Here is a 23,418-nt window from a genome sequence, read left to right as displayed (position 1 = left end):
ATCTTTCTAGCTGATAGGATCTTTCAGGCCAAAATCCTATGAGCTAAAAAGATACGGGCGATTTTCAAATCTAAACCGAGCACGTACATCAAATAAAAATGGGCATTTAACCCGTCCTCACGCTCCGCCATCGACGACTTGCGTCTAAGGCAGACGGGTAGTCTGCCCACGGTAGAGCCGAGTGCCTCCATCGGTAAAGGCAAGGAGACATCACCTAAAGCGGTTGCAGCCGCTTCATAAGATTACATGGTTGCGTAATTATACTGACGCGCTTTCTTCACTTTCCGCCCGTTCAACACGGCGCCGAGCAGTTCGCTTTTTGAAGAATTCAGCGCGTCTCGGGACTTGATCGCGTTATCAAGCTTTGTTTTTCCGCTGAGGATGACAAGGATGCTTCCATCCACTTGGTTCGCCAATATTTGCGCGTCTGCGACCGGCAAAAGCGGCGGTGAATCAAAGATAACTAAATCATACTGGTTGTACGCTTCTTTAAGCAGATCCTCCATCGCCTGCGACGACAACAACTCGGACGGATTCGGAGGTATCGGACCGCTTGTCAGCACATGGAGATTTTCCGCCTGGCTTTGCTGCACGACATTTTCCAGCGTCGTTTTTTTCATCAATACATTTGTGACGCCAGAATGGTTATCGAGCTCAAAAATTTTGTGAATCGTCGGCTTTCTTAAATCCGCGTCGATCAGAAGGACCTTTTTTTCCTGTTGCGAAAATACGACCGCCAAGTTTGAAGCCGAGAATGATTTGCCCTCTCCCGGGAGGCCCGATGTGATGAGCAATGATTTAAACGGCTTCTCAAAGGATGAGAACTCAATGTTGGTCCTGATCGTCCGGTATTGTTCGACGATCGGCGCATTCGGCTGATGCAATGCGACAAGCGCCGATTGATATTTGCGAGAGCGTTTTTTTCTAATAGCCAAGCGGCTCACTCCTTCCTGCTTTCACACGGATATTCATATCGGGGTCTCCGCGAAACAGACTTTTTGTATGCTTCATTTGCTCAATACTTCCCAAATAAATAAATCCCGCTTCCTTTTCGACTTGAGACGGCCTTGCAACCGTATCATCGATAAAATCCAAAAAGAACGCCAAAGCGATTCCGGTCATTATTGCGGCGCCGAATGCCAGCAAAATATTCATTTTGTAATTCGGTCTGACAGGAGTCGGCGAATCGACGATGTCGGCTTTTGAAAGGACGGTTATCCGATCGGTGTTCATGATTTGCTTAATCTCTTTTTTGAGCACCGCTGTTAGCGTGTTCGCTATATCGGCTGCCCGTTTCTGATTTTCGTCTTGAACTGTAATGTTAATAATCTCTGATTCGCTTTCACTGCTCGTTGCGATTTTTTCACCCAACCGGCCGGCAGAGTAAGGTAAATCAAGCTCTCTCTTGACTTGCTCCAAAATCACCGGGTTCTTCAGAAGCGCTTGGAATGTCCGCGTGTATTGCAGGTTGATTTGAATATCGCTGTACGTGGCGCTCCCTTTTTTCTCTCCTACTTGATGCACCAAAATCTGCGTCGATGCCTGATAGACAGGTGTCAGCACATAGAACTGAATGATTCCGGTCGTCAATGTTACACCTATTGTCAAAACGAGAATAAGAACCGTTCTTTTTCGCAAGATTGCAATCAGTTCTCTAAAATCAATATTTTCTTTCATGCTTGACTGCCTCCTCAGGAATGCCGTTTGTTAATGATTGGATTATAAAAGAAAAAATTTGAATTGAAAAATGCTGAATTTAGCTATATAGTTCTTTTTAGAGAACAAATCCGTTCGTTTTCTTTTATTTTCTGTCGATATCTTAAATTTTTGAATTTTATAAAGAACAAATTATTTCTTATAATGAACAGGAAAGCGTTTTTATATGAATGGCAAGGGGAAGAGGAGGAATCAGTATGATCGGAAGAGTCATCCGAATGTACAGAAAAAGAAAAGGCTACTCCATTAACCAGCTTGCTGATATAGCAGGCGTATCAAAATCATATTTAAGCAAAATCGAACGCGGCGTTCACAGAAATCCGTCAGTCGAATTCCTAAAAAAAATCTCCCGTGCGCTGAAAGTGGAATTAAAGGAATTGTTTGATACCGAAGTGATCCTTTATCGCCGGACCGAGCATGAAGACGAGTGGAGAACCCACCTTGTACAGGCCGTGCAGGCGGGGATGAACCAGGAAGAACTGTTTCAATTCACACACCGTCTCAAACAGAAAAAGAAAGAACGGACGCTTTATCGAAACAGGGAGCTGACACAAGCCAATATCGACGAATGGAGAGCCCTTATGTTGGAGGCCAAAGAAATGGGATTAACCGTCAAAGAAGTAGAAGCGTTTTTGATGAGAACAAAAAACCATTAATTCATCCTGCATTCATATTTAATTTTTTAGAAGATAACGGGAGCTTTTGACTTGAACCATTCATCCGGATATAAATCCACATTTCCATTTCAACTTGCCTAAAATTCGGAATAATCGCATTAATAGATATCGCCCGATCATGAAGATGCATGTCTATAGCTCCGTTTTCACCTGTTTGCCTTATTTTTTCATGGCAGTCTTTAAGAGACTTTTTACTTATGTTTATATATAAATGAAGAAACTCGGATTTTGACCTTTCGCATCTTACTCCAAGGCATGCAAATTCTGTGTCTTGCGGCTTATATCAAGACCTTTGTCACGGCCCGATTCCTTGAATAGGGATGAAGCGTTTTTGTTGAATCCAAGCTGGCTGTTCGTTAAGATGAATAAAATGGAAGAAGGAGATGGAATCATGAAAGTATTGGTACTCGCATTTCATCCGAATATGGAGCAGTCAGTTGTGAACAGAGCATTTGCAGACACATTGAAAGATGCACCCGGCATTACATTCCGCGACCTTTATCAGGAATATCCTGACGAGGCCATTGATGTGGAAAAAGAACAAAAACTTTGTGAAGAACACGATCGGATCGTCTTCCAGTTTCCGCTTTATTGGTACAGCTCGCCGCCACTTTTAAAAAAATGGCTTGACCACGTTTTTCTCTACGGCTGGGCATACGGAACAAACGGCACAGCGCTTCACGGCAAAGAATTCATGGTCGCTGTATCGGCGGGCGCTCCCGAAGAAGCCTATCAGGCCGGCGGGTCAAATCACTATACGATCAGCGAACTGTTACGCCCTTTTCAGGCGACAAGCAACTTCATCGGTACTACATACCTTCCGCCGTACGTCTTCTATCAAGCGGGCACGGCCGGAAAAAGCGAGCTTGCTGAAGGTGCGACACAATACAGGGAGCATGTGCTGAAGTCATTTTAAATGAGAAAAGCCCGGCTTATGAGCCGGGCTTGCAGATTGTTGACAAAATCCCAAAACGACTTTTTGTTTTGGGATTTTGTCATCCTTTCAGCGTGATTGAAAACCCTTGCAGTCTAGGAAGACCGAGCATCGGAGCGGAGCGAATGTTGGAATTCGTGAGCACCGACGCGCAGGCCTGACAACGAATGCGAGGGTTTGTCGACACGCTGAAAGCCCGGCTTATGAGCCGGGCTTGTTCCTTATACTTGAATCTGTTTCACTTTTCCCAATAGGAATAAATAATTTAAAATGGCAATGACGATCAAGGCAGCTGAAAAAAGGAGCGCCGGCACGAAAGAACCCGTTGCGCCAACGATGAAGCCGGTAATGATGGGCCCGACCACTCCGCCCATATTAGAGACTGTATTTTGAATACCGGCAACCATCGACGTCATATTTTTCGGAGCCACATCCCCCGGAAGCGCCCAGACTTGGGACGCGGCGACAGTCGTTCCCGATTTCGCTACACAAAGAAGGATGACAGCCAGGATAGCAGAATCTGCAAAAGCGGCAAAACCGATGCACGAAGCCATGGCAAGCCCGATAATTAAAAACAGTTTCCGGACGGCTGTCAGCGACAGTTTTCCCTTTGCATATATCCGGTCGGACATCCACCCGGCTCCGACTTCAACGACCATTGCAGTCAAAAGCGGCAGAGACGCCATAATCCCCATCTCGATTAAATCCATGCCCCTTTCTTTGACAAGGTATGTCGGCAGCCATGTGATAAAGAAGTAAGAATTATAATTGATCATGAAAAATCCGATGCACATCGCCCATATGTTTCGATATTTGAATAGCTGATACCACTTCAGCGGCTGGCCGCCGCCCGTTTCTTCCATGTGAGCCTGCCCTTCCCGAATATGAGCCAGTTCCGCCTCATTGACGCGCTTATGATCTGCGGGATTCTCCTTAAAGAAAATCATCCAGACAATTCCCCACACGACACCGACAAGTCCGATCAAAAGAAACGTCAGTTTCCAGTCAAAGACCGCTATCATCCAGGCAATCAAAGGCATGGCAACAGCTCCGCCAAACTTTGACCCGCTGTCAAAAATTCCGGCTACTGTCGCCCTTTCTTTTTTCGGAAACCATTTGGCGGCGATCCCCGCATTGCTCGGATATGCAGCAGCCTCTCCGACTCCCAGTGCGACCCGCAGCCCGAGCAGGGATTTGAAGCCTGTCGCAAGACCCGTCAGCGCCGTAGCAACAGACCACCAGACGACCGCAAAACCGAGCGTTTTTTTCTGGCCATACTTGTCGGCCGCCCAGCCTGAAGGCAGCTGCAGCAAAGCGTACGACCAGAAGAAACCGGACATGATGATTCCCATTTGGCCGGCTGTCAAGTTGAATTCCTCGGTAATATAAGGAGCGGCAGCCGAGAGCACTGTCCGGTCAATATAATTGATGGCAATCGCAGCCCACATCATAAACGCGACAACCCAGCGTACATTTGACTTTTTTTGAATCGGGTGATTCAACATGTTATCCACCTCATCCCATTTGTAGAAAACGCTTTCAAATCATGATGCAGGGCATGAATGAAAACACATTCACAACCCGTTGACGACAAACTCCGGTTTTTGTTTGTCGATCAGTACACTAGCGATGTTTTTGACGCATATCATCCCAAGGTTCTGTACGGCATCTCGGGTGTACCCCGCGATATGCGGCATGGCGATAAAACGGTCCAGCTCAAAGAGAGGATGCTGCTTCAGCGGTTCGGTTTGATACACGTCAAGCGCAGCCCCTGCGATGCTCCCGTTCGCCAAGGCATCATATAACGCACACTCAGACACGATGCCTCCCCTTGAAGCATTGATCAGATAAGCCGTTTCTTTCATAGCGGCTAATTCTTTTTCACCGATCATGTTTTCCGTTTCGGCTGTGAGCGGCATATGAAGGGTGATAAAGTCGCTTTCTTTCAAGAGGTGATCAAGCTCCGTAAATTGGATGTGATGATCGGCTGCGAATGCACGATCGGGAAACACATCATAGGCTAAAACAGTCATATTGAAGCCTTGCGCCCGTTTGGCGACTTCTTTTCCGATCATGCCAAGTCCGACGATGCCGAGTGTTTTGCCGTAAACGTCAGATCCAAAAATCCTCGGCCATTTTCCCAGCTTTGTCTCCCTGTCGGCTGCAGGAATCTGTCTTGCAGCCGATAGCATGAGGCCGAATACAAAATCGGCGACTGCATGCTTGTTGGCGTTGGGAGCATTCGTCACCCAGACATTGCGCTCTTTCGCAGCGTGCAGATCAATATTGTCGATACCGACGCCATGTTTGCAGACAATTTTTAAAGAAGGGAGACGATCCAGGACATACGGCGTAATCTGGTTAAACGCCACGATCGCGGCATCCGCTCCGCCTGCTGCTTCTATGAACTGCTCCTCGGTTATATCTGCAGGAAGGCGTTCCAGCGATATGCCTTTTTTCTTCAAAAACAAGACGGGATTGTCTGAGTATTTCGCAAATGACGGTGATGTACATACGACTTTCATAAGATGCACCAACCTTCTTTCATTTTTCTACGATTTGGGTGCCAGCTCAGCGGCTGACCGCAAAGCAGCGAGCATGCTTCTTTCATCGGCTTTGTTCTGCCCCGCAATGTCAAATGCGGTTCCGTGGTCGACAGAGGTGCGTATGATCCCGCCGTTTAATCCGACCGTAATGTTGACGCCCTCTTCCAACCCGAGGACTTTGACCGGTATATGCCCCTGGTCGTGGTAGCAGGCTACGACCAGGTCAACATCTCCTCTGACAGCTTTGTAAAACAGCGTGTCTGCGGGGTATGGGCCGCCGGCATCAATTCCCTCAGCTGCCGCCTGCTCAATCCCCGGAAGCAATTGCCGTTCTTCCTCGCCGCTTCCAAACAGGCCGTTTTCCCCTGCATGGGGGTTGATTCCGCAAACAGCAATTTTCGGCTGTTCGAATCCGGCTCTTGTCAATGTATCATGTGCGAGACGGATGACTTTATAGGTCCGCTCCGGCGTAATCGACTGAATCGCCTCGATCAGCCCTTGATGCGTTGTCAGGTGAATCACCTTCAGCTTTGGCGAAGCCAGCATCATGCTGTAGTCTGTCGTATTCGTTAAATGAGCGAGAATTTCCGTATGCCCCGGGTATCGGTGTCCGCCTTTATGCAGCGCCTCCTTATTTAAAGGCGCTGTGCAAATCGCTTGAATGCAGCCTTTTTTAGCGAGCTCAACCGCTTTTTTCACGAAATGGAAAGCGGCGTTTCCAGCTTCAGCCGATACCTTTCCGACAGGCAGGTTTTCAGGGAGCAGATCGATATCGAGGCAATCGATCTTTCCATGTACAAAACCGCCCTCGTCCGGATGCCCGACCTTGTTAATGACAACCTTTGATCCGATTTGGAAAGCGGCTTTTTTCAGCATTTTCATATCGCCGATGACGAGCGGCCTGCACATGTCATACACTTCACGGGACTTGAGGGCTTTTACGATAATTTCCGGACCGACGCCTGCCGCGTCGCCCATTGTAATGCCGATAACCGGTTTCTTCATTGTTTATCCTCCTTGTAGCTTGTTTGCCGCACTTGCCATCACCGAACGCGAGCCAAAATTTCCGGCCTTTGTCACAATGTACAATTCTTCACCGGCTGCTCCCAGCGGAATGCCGGGCTCAACTTCGTCCAGCAATCGTATCTCATGAATCCGAAGCTGATGCAGCACTTGGTATGCCGTGTCACCTCCGGTTAAAAACAGACGTCTCACATGAAAGGCTTGAATCAGCTCGCCCGCCAATTCGCCTAGTGCACCGGACACCGCATTGCTCGTTTGAACCGGGGTGAGTCCGCGGCTTTCACCAATCTTCTGTGTCTCTGCCGCATTGTCCGAGGTGCAGAGGACGATGTGTTTCGAACGGCGGCGGACGTCCGCCGCCCTCTCCTTCAGCCGTTCGAACTCGTTTCTTTTCTCAGCTCCGCCGCACAGCACGCGCTCTGATCTCATTTCAATTTTTTCAGCCGCACGTCCGGCGAATAGTTCGTGAAGCTGTTCCCTCCCCTTCCGACTCATGCTTCCGACGACAAACATGATCGGCTGGTCGGAAAACGGAACGGTTTGACCGAGCTCCCTTTCTTTCAGATTGAACGCTTTGGGCAGGCAGCTCATCAAGCCTGCCGAACCGGCTAAAATGATAGAATACGGCAAACTCTCCAAAATAAGCGCCAGATCCTGCAGATCGGATTCGTGAACCGAATCGGCCGTCACATATGAAATCCCTTCCGCCCGAAAGCGTTCCAGCTTGTTGCGAACATGCCCGTGTCCGCGGCGGATGTCTTCATATGATAAATGCCCGCTCTTATTTCGAGTCTGCTTTTCTATTAATCTTTGAATATTCGACTCGGCTACAGGCGTTTTCGGATCGTTTGCCGCTTCGGTTTCTTCAAGCTTTACGCCGTTCACATAATGGACGCCGCCGATAACCTGACGTCCGTTTTGAGGGTAGCCGGGAGCGATCAGTACAAAATCCGGCTGAAACACTTCGTGCATCGCTTGAAGCTCGGCTCCGATATTTCCCCTCATTGTGCTGTCGATTTTTTTGTAGACGATATCAAACGATTGCCGGGAGATGTGTTCACTGATGTTTTTCACAGTCGCCTTCGCCTCTGCGGCTGACAGCGATCTGCTGTCCGTATTGAAAATAACGACGCCTTCCGTTTCCCGTATGGTGAATTCGGCGTCGAGTTTGACGGAAACATCCATCCCGTAATGAACAAGCTGACCGCCGCAGTCGTTCGCTCCCGTCAAATCATCCGCGATGATTGCAATTTTCAAATGTCTTCATCCTTTAGTTGATTAGTTTTCGATAGATGTCTTTTATATTTTCCAGACTGAGCGGTTTCGGATTGTTATGAAGCAGGCGCGTCACTTTTGAAGCTGAGTCGGCTAAATCGTCCACGTCGCTTGCGGTTACGCCGAACGCTTTTAAATCCTGAGGAATATTCAGCCGCTTCGTCCACTCTCTTATTTTCTGCACAACAGCCTCAGCCGCTTGTTCGGCGGTCAAATCAGATGCAGCGATTCCCATCGTTTCTGCCGCAAGAGACAGCCGTTTTGTAATAGCATCCATATTAAACTCCATCACATGCGGAAGGAGCATCGAATTGGCGACACCGTGGGGAATTCGGTATTTCCCCCCAAGCGGATAGGCGAGGGCATGAACGGCAGCAGTACCGGCAGCCGTCAGCGCCATTCCGCCATACGTCGAGCCGAGCAGCATGTTTTCTCTCGCTTGTATCGATGAACCGTTTTCATACGCTTCCACAATACTTGCCGAAATCAATCTGATGGATTCTAAAGCGAACATATCGCTGATCGGGTTTGCTTTCGTCGAAATGAACGATTCAAGCGAATGGGTGAATGCATCCATTCCGGTAGCCGCCGTAATTGATTTTGGCAATCCAAGGGTGATGATCGGGTCAAGAATGACAAGTTTCGGCAAAAGAAGCGGACTGACGATGCCGACTTTCAATTCCTCTTCGGGAAGCGTAACGATCGCGTTCGGCGTCACCTCTGCGCCTGTCCCCGAGGTACTCGGAATCAGCACGGTCGGGATTCCCGGCTTTTCGACCAAATCTGTCCCGAGCAGCTCCTCGACCTTTTTTGAATTCGTTTGCAGCACGGACAATATTTTCGTTCCGTCCAGCACGCTGCCTCCGCCGATTCCGATGAGAATGTCGTATCGTTTATCACGGATTCCTCTAAATACGTCTTCAATATTTTGTGCGGTCGGTTCCGGCAATATGGCTGTGCAAACATCTGACTGAATGCCAATCTCTGTAAGCTGAGCCTGTACTTCTCCGATCGCGCCAAGTTTGACAATCGACGGCTGGGTAATAATCAGCGCCCTGTCCGAATTCGGTACAATCGTTCGTACATGATCTTTGAGCCTGCGGATGGAATGTTCGCCCGCAACGATATGATCGGCTGTCCGAAATTGATAATTCGCTGGCATTCTTGAAACCTCCCTATTTTGATTGATAGTAAGCGACCATTTTTTCGACCTCCAAGAGCGCCGAACCGGCCAGCTCTTGGATGGGCGCTTTCGGCGGGCCTACAGGGATTGAATAAAGCCCAACCGCTTTTTTCAGTGCCGCCGGGATCGTACCTAAACGAAATGTATCGCGAAGCGGCTGAAGCTCCATCTGGGCAGCCTCCGCCTTTTCAGTCTCACCCTCTGACCAATGGTGGTAAATCGACGTTACGATATCAGGGAGCATATTTGCTGTTGCTGCGACTGCTCCCGCTCCTCCCGCTTGAAGCGTTTTCAATATGAGCGAATCGGTGCCTGCAAAAACGGAAAAGTCCTCATTTTTCGTCAGCTCGATATACTGCTGTATGTTTTCAAAGTTTCCGCTGCTGTCCTTAATTCCAACGATATTATCCACTTTCGCAAGCTCTGCCACTGTTTCTGGTTCTAAATGGAAACCTGTTTTTGAAGGGATATTGTACAAAAGGATCGGAAGTGAAACGGATGCCGCAATTGTTTTATAATGCACCGCCGCTTCTTCCTGTGTCGGTGGAATAAAGAATGGCGTGATGACCGACAGCGCATCTGCGCCAAGCCTCTCCATTTTCTTAGAAAGCCAGATCGCTTCTTCTGTGCTGTTTCCTCCGCTCCCTACCATGACGGGAACGCGTCCTGCCGTCTCTTGAATGATGATTTCTGCAACTTTCAGCTTGTCTCCGGTGTTGAACATATGAAATTCCCCGTTGGTACCCAACGCAAAAAGCCCGTGTACATGAGCATCGATCAAATGGTTTGTCAGCTGTTTCAACGCCGATTCATCAATGCTTTGATCTTCTGTGAGCGGTGTCAGCATAGCGGGATAAATCCCCTTTGGTACGAATCCCATGATTGCCTCCCCTTCCTGTAAAGCGTTTTCAAAAATGATTATATACATAAATGTTTCAATAATCAACGTTATTTATCTAATTATTTTTTATTTATTGTTGCATATTAAAACAAAAAAATAAAACACCGGTTTAGCCGGTGTCTTATCAATGTGACGATTTCAATTTTCTCCAAAGCGTCGTTCTGTTGATGCCGAGCCTTTCCGCTGTTCTTGTTTGATTGTTCCCTTCTTCGGCATAGATTTTTTGAATGATTCTTTTTTCGATCTCTTCGAGCGTTCCGGATAAATCGATGTCTTCTCTTTCTTCCTCGTTCAAGCGGCTCAGGACCCGTTCGGCGTCAGCCTTCTCGATATAAACGCCCTGCGCTTCAAGGACACAGTTTTGGACTGTTTTTCTCAATTGGCTGAGGTTGCCCGGCCATTTCGCTTCTTCAAGCAGAACACCAGCTTCGCTTCGAAAGCCGACGATTTGTTTGCCGAATGCCTCATTGCTTTCCGCAATAAACAGATAAGCCAGATGCAAAATATCCTCTTTTCTTTCGTAAAGAGGGGGAACGTCCAGCTCCAAATGACAAAGCGCATCATATAAATCGCTTAAAAATTCCCCGGCGCGCCTGCGGGAAGAAGAAACGATCAGCCTCGGCCCGTCATACGGTTCGCTGATCCGCCTGAGTAAAAGCCGTTGCGAGGATGGCGGCATGCGATCGACTTGTTTGATGTATAGCGTTCCTCTCCCTGAAAAGAATTCTTCGCTTTCACACGCCTGTTCCCATTCTGCTTCAGACAGCAAACCGGCATCGATTTTTCGAAACGGCTCATGCTTGTCCTCCCCCTTCATATGGATCAGCCCGGCCAAGCTCTCTTTCCCTGAGCCGGGCGCTCCGTTGATCCATATGGGTTCCCGCCTTGCCGCGAACAACTCCGCTTTTTTCAGCACCTGCTGCATCGTTTCGTTCCTCGATGTTTCCATATAACTCATCCGTAAAGGAGAAAGAATCGCTGCTCCAGGCAAAGAAGAAACGTGAACATCTTTTGCATTTTCCGCGGTAAATACGGTCAATGCCTCGTCTGATGCGAAAAACCTGCGTCCCGTGATATTCCATGTCCGCCCATGCTTTCGGAATCTAAAATGGATGACTCCCTTCTTTTCCGCTTCCCCGATCAGCTCTTCCAGATGATCCATTAAGCCGATTTGTTCGGCAAATACGCCGTTTTGAAAAACCGGCCGCAATGTCTTGTTGTATACTGCATAACCGGTCTCGGCCTTTTGTAAAATGTGATACGGCACAGCGTACTTCTGCTTGATGCTCTCTAAAAAGGAATACAGTTTTTTAGCGTATGCAAAAGCTTTGGCAATGCTTTCTTTTCCGGATGTCAAAAGCAGTCCGTTTAAACCGAGCTGCTCTGCTTTCTCAATTGTGATCACATCGCCGATAATGATCTGATAGCCCTGTTCTTTGAGCTGAAGAAGCACCGGTTCAACATCGCGTTCGTCTGATACGGTGCAGGCGTCGATCCGGATATCCAAAATTTCGCACACTGCTGACGCGCCGTCGGCAATCATCGGAAATCCGACAATTGCCGCTTTGCCGGGATAGCCCTTGGCAAGCGTAAGCACACGCAGCATATCGTATCCCGACACTTCGATATCCACCACCGGAATGGAAACTTCTTGCTGGATCAGCTCAGCGGTTCCACCTCTACTGATAATCAAATCAGTCCCGTTTGCTTCCGCTTGTTTCGCCAGCTCCACGCCCTTCTCTAAATCTCCGGAAGCCGCCTCGAATTCAAAATCCTCGCCGCCTGCCACTTGAATCATCAGCTCTTTTAATCCTTCATATGGAGCAATTGCCATCACTTTCATATTCGATCACCTTTTGTTGCAAATTTAAACACATTATCACTATACCAAAAGGCAGAAATATTTGGAACCACAAAACGAAGGCAAAATAAAAAGGCTCCATTACGGAAGCCATTTTTCCCCCCACGCGGCCATCTCTTTAAAAATGCCGTGGAACTCTTTACCTTTTTCTGTTAATTCATATTCTACAGTAACAGGAACCGTCGGGAACACCTTCCGGGAAATCATACCGCTTTCTTCAAGATGTCTTAATGTGTCAGTTAATCCTTTAGTGTTGACGTTTCCCAAGTTCCTTCTGAGCTCGTTGAATCGCCGCTTGCCCTGAATGAGCTCGGCGAGAACCAAAAATGACCATTTACCGGAGAAAATTTTCAATACACCCTGTATTAAAGAAGAGCATTCTTTATGATCGACAGCTGAATTCATAGCAATTCCTCCATTGCCTCATTCGCCAATTTTGACTTGATCCTACCATATGGACACCAGAGCATTCAAGAGAACGATCTTACGGTTTATTTTTATAAAGCATATATAAAAAAATTGTGTTCTTGTGGAGCCTCACGGTGGTTGCTATGGTTATATCAAAAGGAGGAAAAACATGAAAAAACAATACGATTCTTTATTCACACCCTTTACTTTTAAAAACGGCATCCAATTGAAAAATAGAATCATCATGCCGCCAATGGGGCATTCATCCTCTATGCCGGGAGGATTCATTTCTGACGACGAACTCGTCTATTATGCCGCGCGGGCGACAGATGTCGGGATGGTCATCACATCTGCGACAACCGTACAGCCCGGAACCGGATTTCCCGGCATTCCCGGAGCTGAGAACGATGATCAAATCCCGGGACTAACCCGGCTTGCAGCCACTTTAAAGAAACATGGAGCAAAAGCAATCCTGCAGCTCTTCCATCCTGGAGCCAAAGGTATAGAGCAGACGGTCAGTGCCAGCGCCGTCGCTCCGAATCAACCGAATGCACCGGTGCCAAGGGCACTGTCTGAGCAAGACATTCAAGACCTTATCCATTCTTTCGGCCAGGCGGCGCGAAGAGCGATCGAAGCCGGGTTTGACGGAGTCGAAATTCACGGCGCAAACGGGTATCTCATCCATCAGTTCTTCTCCCCTTATTACAACCGGCGCAATGACAGCTGGGGCGGCACTTTAGAGAAACGGATGAGATTTCCGCTTCAGATTATAGAAGAAATCAGACGCGTAGCGGATAGCTACCATAAACCATCTTTTATCATCGGCTACAAATTTTCGCCCGAAGAGCCGGAAACGCCCGGAATCACAATGGCTGAAACGTTGCCTTTCGTCAATGTACTGCGGGAACAAGCATTGGATTACCTGCACGTTTCTCTCATTGATTTCCGGTCCTTGCCGCGCCGTGGTGCAGACAAATCCCGCACGCGGATGGAACTGATCAAAGAAGCGGTCGGGGACCGTCTTCCTCTGATCGGAGCCGGGAAAGTACACACACCGGAAGATGCCGTTCAAGCGCTGAAAACAGGTGCCGATCTCGTCGGAATCGGTCGGGGACTTCTGTTGGATCCGGAATGGCTTCAAAAAGTTCAAGCCGGAAAAGAGGACGATATTCAAACAACCCTGTCAAGACATGATCAACGAAAGCTCGCAATTCCAGATGCCTTTTGGGAAAGTATACCGATGTATATTGATTTCAACGATTGACGATTCCTCCTTATACGGACTATAGATTCATTAAAAAAGGTGCCTTTTAGCTTAAAATTGATGTCATTTGCAAAAAAATGTATGAGAAAAGAGGAACTTAGACCAGTTGAGTCCCGGAGATGAGTATATTAGAATGATGGTAATTCAATATTGTCGGGATTGTTACTGTCTAAGCAGGCAAGACCTAAAATGTGTGAAGGGCGAAGTCTATCTTTTGCCTATATGACCTTGCACATTTTAGGTCTTTTTTCTGTTCTTCAGGACAATGCCGCAGTTAGGAGGGATGATTGGAAACGTTCATGTTGTCAGGAGCAATCTGTTACATATTGAAAAAGGGAGGAAATATTGATGAACATCAAAAACATCGCTAAAAAAGCGTCAGCCTTAACCGTCGCAGCAGCTCTGCTTGCGGGAGGCGCGCCGCAAACCTTTGCAAAAGAAACGCAAGATTACAAGAAGAGTTACGGATTTTCTCATATCACAAGACATGACATGCTGAAAATTCCCGAACAGCAAAAGAGCGAACAATTTAAAGTTCCTCAATTCGATCCGAAAACCATCAAAAACATCCCTTCAGCAAAAGGTTATAACAAAAATGGAGAACTGATCGATTTAGACGTATGGGACAGCTGGCCGCTGCAAAATGCCGACGGAACAGTCGCTACATACCACGGCTACAATCTTGTTTTCGCGTTGGCGGGCGACCCGAAAGACGTCGATGACACATCCATCTACTTGTTCTATCAAAAGAAAGGCGAAACTTCCATCGACAGCTGGAAAAACGCCGGCAGAGTGTTTAAAGACAGCGACAAATTCACTCCTGACGATCCGTACCTTAAGTATCAAACACAAGAGTGGTCAGGTTCCGCCACGCTGACAAAAGACGGAAAAGTCCGACTGTTTTACACAGCTTTCTCCGGCACGCAATACGGCAAACAGACGCTGACAACGGCTCAGGTCAACTTCACGCAGCCGGATTCGGACACACTGAAAATTGATGGTGTAGAAGATCATAAATCGGTCTTTGACGGCGCCGACGGTTCAGTGTACCAAAACGTTCAGCAATTCATTGACGAAGGAAACTACAGCTCCGGCGACAACCATACGCTGAGAGACCCGCATTATGTGGAAGATCACGGCCGCAAATATCTCGTATTTGAAGCCAATACGGGAACAAAAACCGGCTATCAGGGAGAAGACTCTCTATTCAACAGAGCTTACTACGGAGGCAGCAAGCAGTTCTTTAGAGGAGAAAGCAGCAAGCTGCTTCAAGGAGCGAACAAAAAGAACGCTTCATTGGCTAACGGCGCACTCGGAATCATCGAATTAAATAAAGATTATACGCTGAAAAAAGTCATGAAGCCTTTGATCGCCTCCAATACGGTGACTGATGAAATCGAACGGGCCAACCTCTTCAAAATGAACGGAAAATGGTATCTGTTCACAGATTCAAGAGGATCAAAAATGACAATTGACGGCATTGGTGCAAAAGACATTTATATGCTCGGCTATGTATCAGATTCACTAACCGGGCCATTCAAGCCTTTAAACAAATCCGGACTTGTTTTGCACATGGACCTTGATTACAATGACATCACATTTACTTATTCACACTTTGCCGTACCGCAGAAAAAAGGCGACAAAGTCGTCATCACGAGCTACATCACAAACAGAGGAATTTCAAACGAGCATCACGCCACATTTGCACCAAGCTTTTTGCTGAAAGTCAAAGGATCAAAAACATCCGTTGTCAAAAACAGTATTCTTGAACAGGGACAATTAACGGTAAACTAATAAAACGAACGAAAGAAAATGCCGGTGAACATCGGCATTTTCTTTCGTGTGTCATCTTAGAATAAAGCGGGGAATTTTCTTGAAGAAGACAGTATATAAGCGGATTAGCATTTTAACTGTTTGTCTTGGAATCTTCATCATGATATTGGCTTCAGACCGGGAAACAGAAAAAAAGGGAGAATCCCCGGAAACACCGGAATATCGCGCGGCTTTCCATTTGACAACCCCTGACAAGTGGAAAAACGACCCTCAAAAGCCCGTCTATTTCAATGGAAAATATCATTACTACTATCTCTATAACCGGGACTATCCGGACGGCAATGGGACAGAGTGGCGCCACGCGGTGTCAGATGATCTCGTCCACTGGCAGGATCAAGGGGTTGCCATTCCGAAATATACGAATAAAAACGGCGATCCTTGGTCCGGTTCTGTCGTTGTCGACTCACAAAACACAGCCGGCTTCGGCAAAGGGGCGATCGTGGCGATAATGACGCAGCCTTCGGCCAATGACGGGAAGGAAGAACAATTTTTATGGTACAGCCAAAATGGTGGAAAAACATTTAAACCTTACGGTGAAGAGCCGGTATTGCCTAATCCGGACACCGTCGATTTCAGAGACCCGAAAGTGATCTGGGATGAAGAGGATGATAAATGGGTGATGGCGCTGGCTGAAGGAACGAAAATCGGCTTTTACGAATCACAAAATCTGAAGGAATGGCGTTATACAAGTAGTTTTCAAACAGAAAATATCGGCATCATCGAATGTCCGGATCTATTCAAAATGCGGGCGGATGACGGAACATATAAATGGGTTCTCGGAGCAAGCGCAAATGGAAAAGGTGCCGGCAAGCCGAATACTTATGCATACTGGACAGGCAGCTTCAACGGCAACGAATTTACCGCGGACGAAGCGGAACCTCAGTGGCTTGATCACGGCTTTGACTGGTATGCGGGCGTGACATTTGAGGACGGCGAAACAGACGATTCGTACGAGAAACGCTATGCTTTGGCGTGGATGAATAACTGGGATTATGCAAACCGGACGCCGACATGGAAAGACGGCTTTAACGGAACCGATTCGATCGTCCGGCAAATTCAGCTTAAACATAAAGGCGGAAATCAATACAGCCTTGCCTCTCATCCAATCGATCAATTGGATGAATTAACCGAATCGACAGATGAGTTTGAGCGCATCGAAGTAAACGGATCAAAAACGCTTCAGATTAAGGCAAATACCTATCAGCTTGAGGCGGATATCTCGTGGGCCGATCTTAAAAACGCGGGATTCAGGCTAAGAGAATCCGCGGATCGAAAACGCCATATCGATGTAGGAATTTCGGCTGAAGGCGGTTATTCTTTTGTGAACAGAGGATTTACGGGACAGCCTGACAGCACCCGCACCTATTTGGAAAGCAAAGCACCGTTTGATCCGGAAAAAAAGCGGGTGCATTTCACAATCATCGTAGATCAAAACACTGTCGAAGCGTTTATTGATGACGGCGAAACGACGCACTCAAACCTTGCATTTCCCGACCTGAATGATACGGGTATCACGCTCTTTACCGAAAATGGAACGGCCGTCTTTGAAAATCTAAAGATCAAACATATGCGTTCAATCCACGATTAAACAACAACGGGCGGGCAAGCGGCCGCCCTTTTTTGTAAAAGCGCAAAAAAGCGAGCCTTCCAGCTCACTTTCCGTTTCGTTTCGGCACAACAGCAGACAACAAAATCCCCGCCCCAAGGCCGATCAAAAGCCCCGGTGCCGGATGGTCGAATAATATCCCGATGCCTAATCCAATCAACAGTCCTGACGGTATAAAATAATTGTGTTTTTTGTCCATTTAACCCCGCCCCTTCGTCTAGTCATCACGAGTAACCCCAATTGATATATGCTTCCGGGGAGTCAAATACGACTAAAAGTGCACAAAAAAAACAAGGGCGGCTAATGCCAAACCCTTGTCTTGAAAACGCGCTCGGAGGGATTCGAACCCCCGGCAGACGTGGTACCGGAAACCACCGCTCTATCCAGCTGAGCTACGAGCGCACAATATAATTTTTTAACGTCAGCAATTTATATTATAAGGCCTGTTCTTTAAAAAGTCAATCACAATCTCTTGCTCGAAACAATGCAGGTTTAGATTATACTCGATTTCTTTATTTAATTCGTCCGTTGTTTTCACAAGGCAGATCATACCGTCAATAAAAGACCAAATCTAATCCAGTTGAGAAGCAGCATGGCTACAGCGTAGCCTGTTCTCTCGACGAGATAAAATCTGTGAGCGGCAACAACGCCGAGAAACCCGATCAGCTTTGGTTTCTTCTTATTTGGAGCTCTGAGCGCTCTTGTCTGCGTTCACATATATAACCGGCTTCCTTTTTTCCTATAAATTAAATTGAAGATCAATGGACTTAGACCCCATTTTTCTATACTTTCCTCTGTAAAGTTGATCTTTTGTTTGAATGTCCTTTAAAATGGGAAAAATAAACCCCAGTATGTCTTTTTAATGAAGGCGGCTTTTTGTTTGACCTTTATTGACCAAAAATGTATGATTAAACTACATACTTACCTTTTAAGGTGAAGGAGGAGCATTATGAATTTAATACCTACAGTCATTGAACAGACGAACCGCGGGGAAAGAGCGTATGACATTTACTCACGCTTGTTGAAAGACCGTATCATTATGCTGGGATCAGCAATCGATGACAATGTTGCGAACTCCATCGTATCTCAGCTTCTATTCCTTGAAGCCGAAGATCCAGAAAAAGATATCAGCATCTATATTAACAGCCCTGGCGGCTCTATCACAGCCGGCATGGCGATTTATGACACCATGCAGTTCATTAAACCTCAAGTCTCTACGATTTGTACGGGAATGGCGGCATCTATGGGTGCGTTCCTTCTCGCAGCCGGCGAGAAAGGGAAGCGCTACGCTCTTCCAAACAGTGAAGTCATGATCCACCAGCCGCTTGGCGGAGCGCAAGGTCAGGCAACAGAAATCGAAATTGCCGCGAAGCGCATTCTTTCATTGCGTGACAAACTGAACAAAATTCTTGCAGAGCGCACTGGACAACCGCTTGAAGTGATCGAGCGCGATACTGACCGTGACAACTTCAAAACGGCTGAAGAAGCAAAAGAATACGGCCTGATTGATAAAGTGCTCACACGCAATATCGACGCACAGAAGTAAACAGCAAAAAAAGCTGCCGAAGTCATCGGCAGCTTTTTTATGTTACCGTACCTCCGCTCATTATGTAAGAGTTTCTATAAATCCTTCCACTTTTTCTCGAGGACAGGGTAGTGATAATCATTCATGTTCCCGATCAATTCCGCGGGGCTCGCCGAAGCATGAATCAGCTGAAGGTGCGATTCATTCGAAAAGCCTTCTTGAACGCTGTATTCGAGCATTTTAAGAAGTGGGTCAAAATAGCCGTTCACATTGTAAAGTCCGATCGGCTTTTGATGAATGCCGATCTGGGCCCAGCAAAGCACTTCAAACAGCTCTTCAAACGTACCGAAGCCTCCGGGCATCGCGATAAAGCCGTCAGCTAATTCACTCATTTTCGCTTTGCGCTCATGCATGCCGCTCACTTCGATCAGCTCTGTCAGCTGCTGATGAACGATTTCCCCTGTAAAAAGTCCTTTCGGCATAACGCCGACAACTTCCCCGCCGTTTTTCAATACGGTATCCGCAATCACGCCCATCAATCCCATTCTCGATCCTCCATAAACAAGGCGAAGCCCCTTCTCGGCAATATAAACACCAAGCTCTGCAGCTTTCTTCTTGTACGCCGGGTCCGTCCCCATATTTGATCCTGAATATACGCATACCGTTTTCACTTTCGCTCACTCCAACTCCATATATTGATAAAAGCAATTAACATTGTACTATATATTGTTTGTTCCGTGTGCGATAATATAATTGAATTTCTAAATGGGAGTGTAGACTTATGACAATCACAGACGCGGAGCAATGGACAAAGACATTTTATCGGAAAAGGGGATGGAGCGAATACGGACCTTTCATCCGGATGGGATTTTTAATGGAAGAGGCCGGTGAACTGGCGAGAGCGGTCAGGGCATACGAAATCGGAAGAGACCGTCCTGATGAAGCAAAACGGCCGGCTGCTGAACTGAAAAAGGAACTGATCGAAGAAATGGGCGATGTGATGGGGAATTTGATTATGCTTGCCGGCATATACGATGTTTCATTGGAAGACATGATGGATGCCCACCGCCGCAAACTGACGAAAAGATTTGCAGGAGAGCATCATGAAGATCAATGACCGCCTTTACGGCGAGGCAGATTTGGAGCCTGTGCTGACAGACCTCATTCATTCAAAAGCCGTTCAGCGTCTAAATGGGATTCACCAAGGCGGAGCATGCTTTCTCGTCAATCCCGCATGGAACATCAGCCGCTGCGAACACAGCATCGGGGTTATGCTTTTGATCCGCAGGCTTGGCGGAAGCCTTGAAGAACAAATTGCAGGTTTGCTTCACGATGTTTCCCATACGGCATTTTCCCATGTGGCTGATGATGTATTTAACATGGAAAACGAAGATTACCATGAACAGATGTTTCGGCAATGGGTCAAGTAATCTGATATCCCCTGGATTCTGGATACATACGGATTCAAAGATGAAGATATCTTATACGATGAAAAAAAATGGACGCTGCTGGAGCAGCCGGCTCCTTCATTATGTGCGGATCGCATCGATTACACGCTTCGCGACTCTTTAGCCTACGGGTTTGGCGACCAAGAAGAGATTCGACGATTTTTAGAAACCGGACTGACCGTTGTCGAAGGCGAAATCTGCTGCACTTCGACAGAGCACGCCGAATGGTTCACCCGCCTTTACTATCAAGAGGTAATTGACTTCTTTATGAATCCCCTCAATGTATATGCGCTCTGTACACTCAGCCAAATGCTGAAAAAGGCGCTTGACATGCGTATCATCACGGGACGCGATTTTTTCAAAACCGACACGGAACTGCTTGCGATGCTAAAGCAAAAAGCGTGCTTCCGGGAAACGCTTGAAAGGCTCAGTACAGCGAGCCAGAGCGTTAAGCAAGGAGACGAAGACGATTTTACTTTTCATCAAACTTTAAAGGTAAGATGGATCGATCCAAAAGTCGCCGTTAACGGAAGAAAAGTCCCCGCCTCCACACTTTCAAAAGACGTCCTTTTGATGAAAGAAACGGCAATAGCCACAATGAAAAAAGGCACATATGTAAAAGCCGCCGAATAAAAGCAACCGCCTGCTTCGGTCAGCCCGGAACAGGCGGTTTTCTTCAGTTATGTCACGTCAAATATTTGTTCAGGCCTGTCGACAAAATGCTTTTTGCCGATTTTATGAAACAGCCCTGTTTTATGAAGAAGCTCACGCGGCTGCTGCTGCAGCCCGACAATCATCACTTTGCCGTTTTGCTGGTGGACACGGTTGACGATCGTCATCAAGCTGCCTTCTGCGGAAGAATCCATGTAGTCTACTTTGTTCATAAGCAGGATGAGGAGTTTTGGCGGGTGGCCTTTGTCCAAAATTGAATCCTCCAATGAATTCGATGAGCCGAAAAACAGCGGGCCTTCAACAGAATAGATGCTGACAGAGCGGTGGAATTTCTTTTCTTCCGCTGCAGCAGCCGACTGGACGATCGATTCAGACACATCCTTTTTAATGCGGAACGATTTGCTCATTCTGACGATAAAGGTGATGATCGCCAGCAGGATCCCGGCCGCCACTCCAAATACAAGGTCCTGCCAAACCGTTAAAAGAAATGTGACGACAAGCACGGCAGAGTCGGAATTCTTAATTTTCAAAATGTTTACAAACTCTTTCCGCTCACTCATATTCCAAGCGACCACCATTAAAATCGGCGACATGCTTGCAAGCGGGATAAGGGAAGCGTATGGCGCAAACAAAAGCAGGACCAATAAAACAAACACGCCGTGCACGATCCCTGAAATCGGAGAAGCAGCACCCGTTTTAATATTGGTTGCCGTACGGGCAATCGCGCCTGTCGCCGGAATTCCGCCGAACAGCGGTGCGGCAATGTTCGCAACCCCCTGGCCGACAAGCTCTTTATTGCTGTCATGCCTTGTTCCCTTCATATTGTCTGCCACCATCGCGGAAAGCAGCGATTCGATTCCGCCGAGCATCGCAATCGCAAGAGCGGGAGGCAGCAGGTAAATGATTTTTTCCAATGACAATTCAGGAAATTGAAAGCTCGGCAAGCTGCGCGGAATTTCGCCGTAAGCTGAGCCGATCGTTACCACCTGTTCAGGAAACATCATCGTGGCCATGACCGTCGATACAAGCAAGCCTGCAAGCGCTCCCGGCACTTTCGGCAGAATCTTTGGCGTAAACAGCACAAAGAAGAGCGATACGACAGCCGTCAAAATGCTGTAGAAGCTGAGCGTGTTCAGGTTGATGACAACCTCTCGCATATTCATATAAAAACTCTCATGCTTCTCAACATTCCTCAAACCTAAAAACTTGGCGATTTCTCCGGTGAAAATAATCACTGCGATGCCGGCCGTAAACCCGATGATCACCGGCCGCGGAATAAACTTGATAATCTTGCCGAGTTTTAGCAGCCCTAATATGACGAGAATCACTCCGGCCATAAAACCGGCAATCAGCAGATTCTCAAATCCGTATTGGAGCACAATAGCGAACAGGATCGGAACAAAAGCGCCTGTCGGTCCGCCAATCTGGTATTTCGACCCGCCGAGAAGCGAAATCAAAATACCGGCGACAATCACTGTGTAAAGACCGTGTTCCGGTTTCACCCCCGAAGCTATGGCAAAAGCCATGCCAAGCGGAATTGCGACGACTCCAACGACCATTCCTGCTACAATATCTTTTTGAAACCGTTTAAGGCTGTATCCTTCAAATCTGCCTGAAAAACGTAACATTCAATCTATCCTCCCCATTTCCGAAAGCAAAACGTCTTCACGTGAATAACCATCTTCCACAACATCCAAACGGCCGGTCTTTGGATCAATCACCAATCCGTGCACCGGAACGTCTGAAGGCATCAGCGGATGATTCCGAACCATGTTCACGCTGTGGCTGACGCTGTCTTCAACGCTGTCAAAGCCCGTCATCCATGTGTCCAAGTCGATGCCTGAATGCTGCAGGAGTTCGAGACAGCCATCATCAATCCCCCGCTGTTTGGCCTTTTGAAGGATAGATGAAGCGTTCAGGCTTGCCATACCGCACTCATGGTGGCCGATCACGCAGACTTCTTCAGCCTGCAGCTCATAGACAGCCACAAGAATGCTGCGCATGACGCTTCCAAAAGGGTGAGAAACAACGGCCCCCGCATTCTTAATGATTTTTGCGTCTCCATTTCTTAACCCCATTGCATGATGGAGCAGTTCTAATAAACGCGTGTCCATACATGTCAAAATCACAAGTTTCTTCTCCGGAAATTTTGTCGTTTCATAAAACTCGTACCCCTTTTCCTCTACAAAAGACTGATTTCGCTTCAAAATGGAAGTTAAAATCGCCATTTCTCTCTCACTCCTTTTCATAGTCATATGACCTTGATATTGTTACAGCCGAATTATAGCACATGGTTTTTCGATTTGGATTCGAATCAAAAAATTCACTATAAATGTACTGAATATTTTAAAAAGTCTAATTTTATATCTTTCTAAAATAATAAAATCTACACTGTTCTTCACCTATAAAAATAGAACTGGAAGCAAAATAGAACATCTAATATTTGGATTTATAGTTATAAAAATGCATTAAAATAAATTAAAAAACTGAAATAAGTATCTATGATTTTCTAAACAACAATAATTGAGCTGATAGTCCTGCGTTTA

The 23,418-nt window shown here is 47.0% G+C and carries 22 protein-coding genes, 1 tRNA gene and 1 pseudogene; 8 read left to right on the top strand and 16 right to left on the bottom strand.

What is annotated here, in order from left to right; translation table 11 throughout:
* Nucleotides 1–242: 242 nt before the first annotated feature.
* Complete coding sequence (locus KI350_RS06280) at nt 243–935, bottom strand: CpsD/CapB family tyrosine-protein kinase (protein ID WP_171866312.1); 693 nt, start codon at nt 933–935, stop codon at nt 243–245.
* On the bottom strand, nt 925–1,677 hold the full coding sequence (locus KI350_RS06275) for a YveK family protein (RefSeq protein WP_025810730.1): 753 nt from the start codon (nt 1,675–1,677) through the stop codon (nt 925–927). The genes KI350_RS06280 and KI350_RS06275 overlap by 11 nt, the downstream gene beginning before the upstream one ends.
* 236 nt (nt 1,678–1,913) lie before the next feature.
* On the opposite strand from KI350_RS06275, the gene slrR reads away from it, so the two are divergent.
* Together slrR and KI350_RS06265 are read left to right on the top strand one after the other, a co-directional pair.
* The gene (gene slrR / locus KI350_RS06270; protein ID WP_023856335.1) at nt 1,914–2,372 is read left to right on the top strand and encodes an HTH-type transcriptional regulator SlrR; all 459 of its coding nucleotides are present in this window, start codon (nt 1,914–1,916) and stop codon (nt 2,370–2,372) included.
* A 412-nt stretch (nt 2,373–2,784) separates the two neighbouring features.
* The gene (locus tag KI350_RS06265) at nt 2,785–3,309 is read left to right on the top strand and encodes an NAD(P)H-dependent oxidoreductase (protein ID WP_023856337.1); all 525 of its coding nucleotides are present in this window, start codon (nt 2,785–2,787) and stop codon (nt 3,307–3,309) included.
* Between the two features lie 239 nt (nt 3,310–3,548).
* Here KI350_RS06265 and KI350_RS06260 read toward each other — a convergent pair whose 3' ends face one another.
* The 8 genes from KI350_RS06260 to KI350_RS06225 all read right to left on the bottom strand — a co-directional run bounded on the left by KI350_RS06260 (nt 3,549) and on the right by KI350_RS06225 (nt 12,521).
* Nucleotides 3,549–4,832: an MFS transporter gene (locus KI350_RS06260; RefSeq protein WP_023856339.1), complete on the bottom strand. Its 1,284-nt coding sequence runs from the start codon at nt 4,830–4,832 to the stop codon at nt 3,549–3,551.
* Between the two features lie 69 nt (nt 4,833–4,901).
* Nucleotides 4,902–5,852 carry a phosphoglycerate dehydrogenase gene (locus KI350_RS06255; protein WP_025810729.1) on the bottom strand — a complete coding sequence of 317 codons (951 nt, stop codon included), beginning with the start codon at nt 5,850–5,852 and terminating at the stop codon, nt 4,902–4,904.
* A gap of 27 nt (nt 5,853–5,879) precedes the next feature.
* A complete protein-coding gene (pdxA, locus tag KI350_RS06250) occupies nt 5,880–6,878 on the bottom strand; it encodes a 4-hydroxythreonine-4-phosphate dehydrogenase PdxA (RefSeq protein WP_020453037.1) in 999 nt (332 codons plus the stop codon).
* A 3-nt stretch (nt 6,879–6,881) separates the two neighbouring features.
* Nucleotides 6,882–8,153, bottom strand: coding sequence for a four-carbon acid sugar kinase family protein (locus KI350_RS06245; RefSeq protein ID WP_065644292.1), 1,272 nt, complete (start codon nt 8,151–8,153; stop codon nt 6,882–6,884).
* A 13-nt stretch (nt 8,154–8,166) separates the two neighbouring features.
* Nucleotides 8,167–9,333: an iron-containing alcohol dehydrogenase gene (locus KI350_RS06240; RefSeq protein WP_025810727.1), complete on the bottom strand. Its 1,167-nt coding sequence runs from the start codon at nt 9,331–9,333 to the stop codon at nt 8,167–8,169.
* A 13-nt stretch (nt 9,334–9,346) separates the two neighbouring features.
* Nucleotides 9,347–10,234 carry a 4-hydroxy-tetrahydrodipicolinate synthase gene (dapA, locus tag KI350_RS06235; protein WP_020453040.1) on the bottom strand — a complete coding sequence of 296 codons (888 nt, stop codon included), beginning with the start codon at nt 10,232–10,234 and terminating at the stop codon, nt 9,347–9,349.
* A 145-nt stretch (nt 10,235–10,379) separates the two neighbouring features.
* On the bottom strand, nt 10,380–12,098 hold the full coding sequence (locus KI350_RS06230; RefSeq protein ID WP_025810726.1) for a PrpR N-terminal domain-containing protein: 1,719 nt from the start codon (nt 12,096–12,098) through the stop codon (nt 10,380–10,382).
* 99 nt (nt 12,099–12,197) lie between these two features.
* Nucleotides 12,198–12,521: a winged helix-turn-helix transcriptional regulator gene (locus KI350_RS06225; RefSeq protein WP_020453042.1), complete on the bottom strand. Its 324-nt coding sequence runs from the start codon at nt 12,519–12,521 to the stop codon at nt 12,198–12,200.
* 172 nt (nt 12,522–12,693) lie between these two features.
* Between KI350_RS06225 and KI350_RS06220 the strand changes: the two genes are divergently transcribed.
* From KI350_RS06220 to KI350_RS06210, 3 genes are all read left to right on the top strand, one after another.
* Complete coding sequence (locus KI350_RS06220; protein ID WP_065644291.1) at nt 12,694–13,788, top strand: NADH-dependent flavin oxidoreductase; 1,095 nt, start codon at nt 12,694–12,696, stop codon at nt 13,786–13,788.
* Nucleotides 13,789–14,136: 348 nt separating this feature from the next.
* Nucleotides 14,137–15,582 (top strand): glycoside hydrolase family 68 protein, encoded by a 1,446-nt coding sequence (locus KI350_RS06215; RefSeq protein WP_023856345.1) that lies wholly within the window; start codon nt 14,137–14,139, stop codon nt 15,580–15,582.
* Between the two features lie 79 nt (nt 15,583–15,661).
* Nucleotides 15,662–17,209 carry a glycoside hydrolase family 32 protein gene (locus KI350_RS06210; RefSeq protein ID WP_059260908.1) on the top strand — a complete coding sequence of 516 codons (1,548 nt, stop codon included), beginning with the start codon at nt 15,662–15,664 and terminating at the stop codon, nt 17,207–17,209.
* 64 nt (nt 17,210–17,273) lie between these two features.
* Here the strand turns inward: KI350_RS06210 and KI350_RS06205 are convergent, their stop codons facing one another.
* The 3 genes from KI350_RS06205 to KI350_RS22965 form a co-directional block, all read right to left on the bottom strand.
* The gene (locus tag KI350_RS06205; RefSeq protein WP_023856347.1) at nt 17,274–17,426 is read right to left on the bottom strand and encodes a hypothetical protein; all 153 of its coding nucleotides are present in this window, start codon (nt 17,424–17,426) and stop codon (nt 17,274–17,276) included.
* A gap of 127 nt (nt 17,427–17,553) precedes the next feature.
* Nucleotides 17,554–17,629, bottom strand: a tRNA-Arg gene (locus KI350_RS06200).
* A gap of 144 nt (nt 17,630–17,773) precedes the next feature.
* Entirely contained in the window at nt 17,774–17,890 is a 117-nt protein-coding gene (locus KI350_RS22965; protein ID WP_223254860.1) for an NINE protein, read from the bottom strand.
* A gap of 286 nt (nt 17,891–18,176) precedes the next feature.
* Between KI350_RS22965 and clpP the strand changes: the two genes are divergently transcribed.
* Nucleotides 18,177–18,773, top strand: a complete 597-nt coding sequence (clpP, locus tag KI350_RS06190; protein ID WP_003185550.1) for an ATP-dependent Clp endopeptidase proteolytic subunit ClpP — start codon at nt 18,177–18,179, stop codon at nt 18,771–18,773.
* Between the two features lie 74 nt (nt 18,774–18,847).
* Here clpP and KI350_RS06185 read toward each other — a convergent pair whose 3' ends face one another.
* Nucleotides 18,848–19,423, bottom strand: a complete 576-nt coding sequence (locus tag KI350_RS06185) for an LOG family protein (protein WP_065644290.1) — start codon at nt 19,421–19,423, stop codon at nt 18,848–18,850.
* Between the two features lie 110 nt (nt 19,424–19,533).
* Here KI350_RS06185 and KI350_RS06180 point away from each other — a divergent pair, with 110 nt between their 5' ends.
* Nucleotides 19,534–19,869 carry a MazG nucleotide pyrophosphohydrolase domain-containing protein gene (locus KI350_RS06180; protein WP_020453047.1) on the top strand — a complete coding sequence of 112 codons (336 nt, stop codon included), beginning with the start codon at nt 19,534–19,536 and terminating at the stop codon, nt 19,867–19,869.
* Nucleotides 19,856–20,833 (top strand): annotated as a pseudogene (locus tag KI350_RS06175) (HD domain-containing protein). Before KI350_RS06180 ends, KI350_RS06175 begins: the two are co-directional and overlap by 14 nt.
* 47 nt (nt 20,834–20,880) lie before the next feature.
* Here KI350_RS06175 and KI350_RS06170 read toward each other — a convergent pair.
* Together KI350_RS06170 and KI350_RS06165 are read right to left on the bottom strand one after the other, a co-directional pair.
* Complete coding sequence (locus KI350_RS06170; protein WP_065644289.1) at nt 20,881–22,500, bottom strand: SulP family inorganic anion transporter; 1,620 nt, start codon at nt 22,498–22,500, stop codon at nt 20,881–20,883.
* Entirely contained in the window at nt 22,501–23,100 is a 600-nt protein-coding gene (locus KI350_RS06165; protein ID WP_020453050.1) for a beta-class carbonic anhydrase, read from the bottom strand.
* Nucleotides 23,101–23,418 lie beyond the last annotated feature (318 nt).

Origin of the sequence: Bacillus sp. J41TS8, assembly GCF_018333035.1 — a bacterium.
Lineage (GTDB): Bacteria > Bacillota > Bacilli > Bacillales > Bacillaceae > Bacillus > Bacillus paralicheniformis.
This window is presented reverse-complemented; position numbering and strand designations above follow the sequence as displayed.

Bases quoted from the DNA above. Each gene is read 5' to 3' on its own strand.
- KI350_RS06275 (WP_025810730.1), bottom strand. From the start codon at position 1,677: ATGAAAGAAAATATTGATTTTAGAGAACTGATTGCAATCTTGCGAAAA.
- slrR (WP_023856335.1), top strand. From the start codon at position 1,914: ATGATCGGAAGAGTCATCCGAATGTACAGAAAAAGAAAAGGCTACTCC.
- KI350_RS06265 (WP_023856337.1), top strand. From the start codon at position 2,785: ATGAAAGTATTGGTACTCGCATTTCATCCGAATATGGAGCAGTCAGTT.
- KI350_RS06260 (WP_023856339.1), bottom strand. From the start codon at position 4,832: ATGTTGAATCACCCGATTCAAAAAAAGTCAAATGTACGCTGGGTTGTC.
- KI350_RS06255 (WP_025810729.1), bottom strand. From the start codon at position 5,852: ATGAAAGTCGTATGTACATCACCGTCATTTGCGAAATACTCAGACAAT.
- pdxA (WP_020453037.1), bottom strand. From the start codon at position 6,878: ATGAAGAAACCGGTTATCGGCATTACAATGGGCGACGCGGCAGGCGTC.
- KI350_RS06240 (WP_025810727.1), bottom strand. From the start codon at position 9,333: ATGCCAGCGAATTATCAATTTCGGACAGCCGATCATATCGTTGCGGGC.
- dapA (WP_020453040.1), bottom strand. From the start codon at position 10,234: ATGGGATTCGTACCAAAGGGGATTTATCCCGCTATGCTGACACCGCTC.
- KI350_RS06230 (WP_025810726.1), bottom strand. From the start codon at position 12,098: ATGAAAGTGATGGCAATTGCTCCATATGAAGGATTAAAAGAGCTGATG.
- KI350_RS06225 (WP_020453042.1), bottom strand. From the start codon at position 12,521: ATGAATTCAGCTGTCGATCATAAAGAATGCTCTTCTTTAATACAGGGT.
- KI350_RS06220 (WP_065644291.1), top strand. From the start codon at position 12,694: ATGAAAAAACAATACGATTCTTTATTCACACCCTTTACTTTTAAAAAC.
- KI350_RS06215 (WP_023856345.1), top strand. From the start codon at position 14,137: ATGAACATCAAAAACATCGCTAAAAAAGCGTCAGCCTTAACCGTCGCA.
- KI350_RS06205 (WP_023856347.1), bottom strand. From the start codon at position 17,426: ATGGACAAAAAACACAATTATTTTATACCGTCAGGACTGTTGATTGGA.
- clpP (WP_003185550.1), top strand. From the start codon at position 18,177: ATGAATTTAATACCTACAGTCATTGAACAGACGAACCGCGGGGAAAGA.
- KI350_RS06180 (WP_020453047.1), top strand. From the start codon at position 19,534: ATGACAATCACAGACGCGGAGCAATGGACAAAGACATTTTATCGGAAA.
- KI350_RS06170 (WP_065644289.1), bottom strand. From the start codon at position 22,500: ATGTTACGTTTTTCAGGCAGATTTGAAGGATACAGCCTTAAACGGTTT.
- KI350_RS06165 (WP_020453050.1), bottom strand. From the start codon at position 23,100: ATGGCGATTTTAACTTCCATTTTGAAGCGAAATCAGTCTTTTGTAGAG.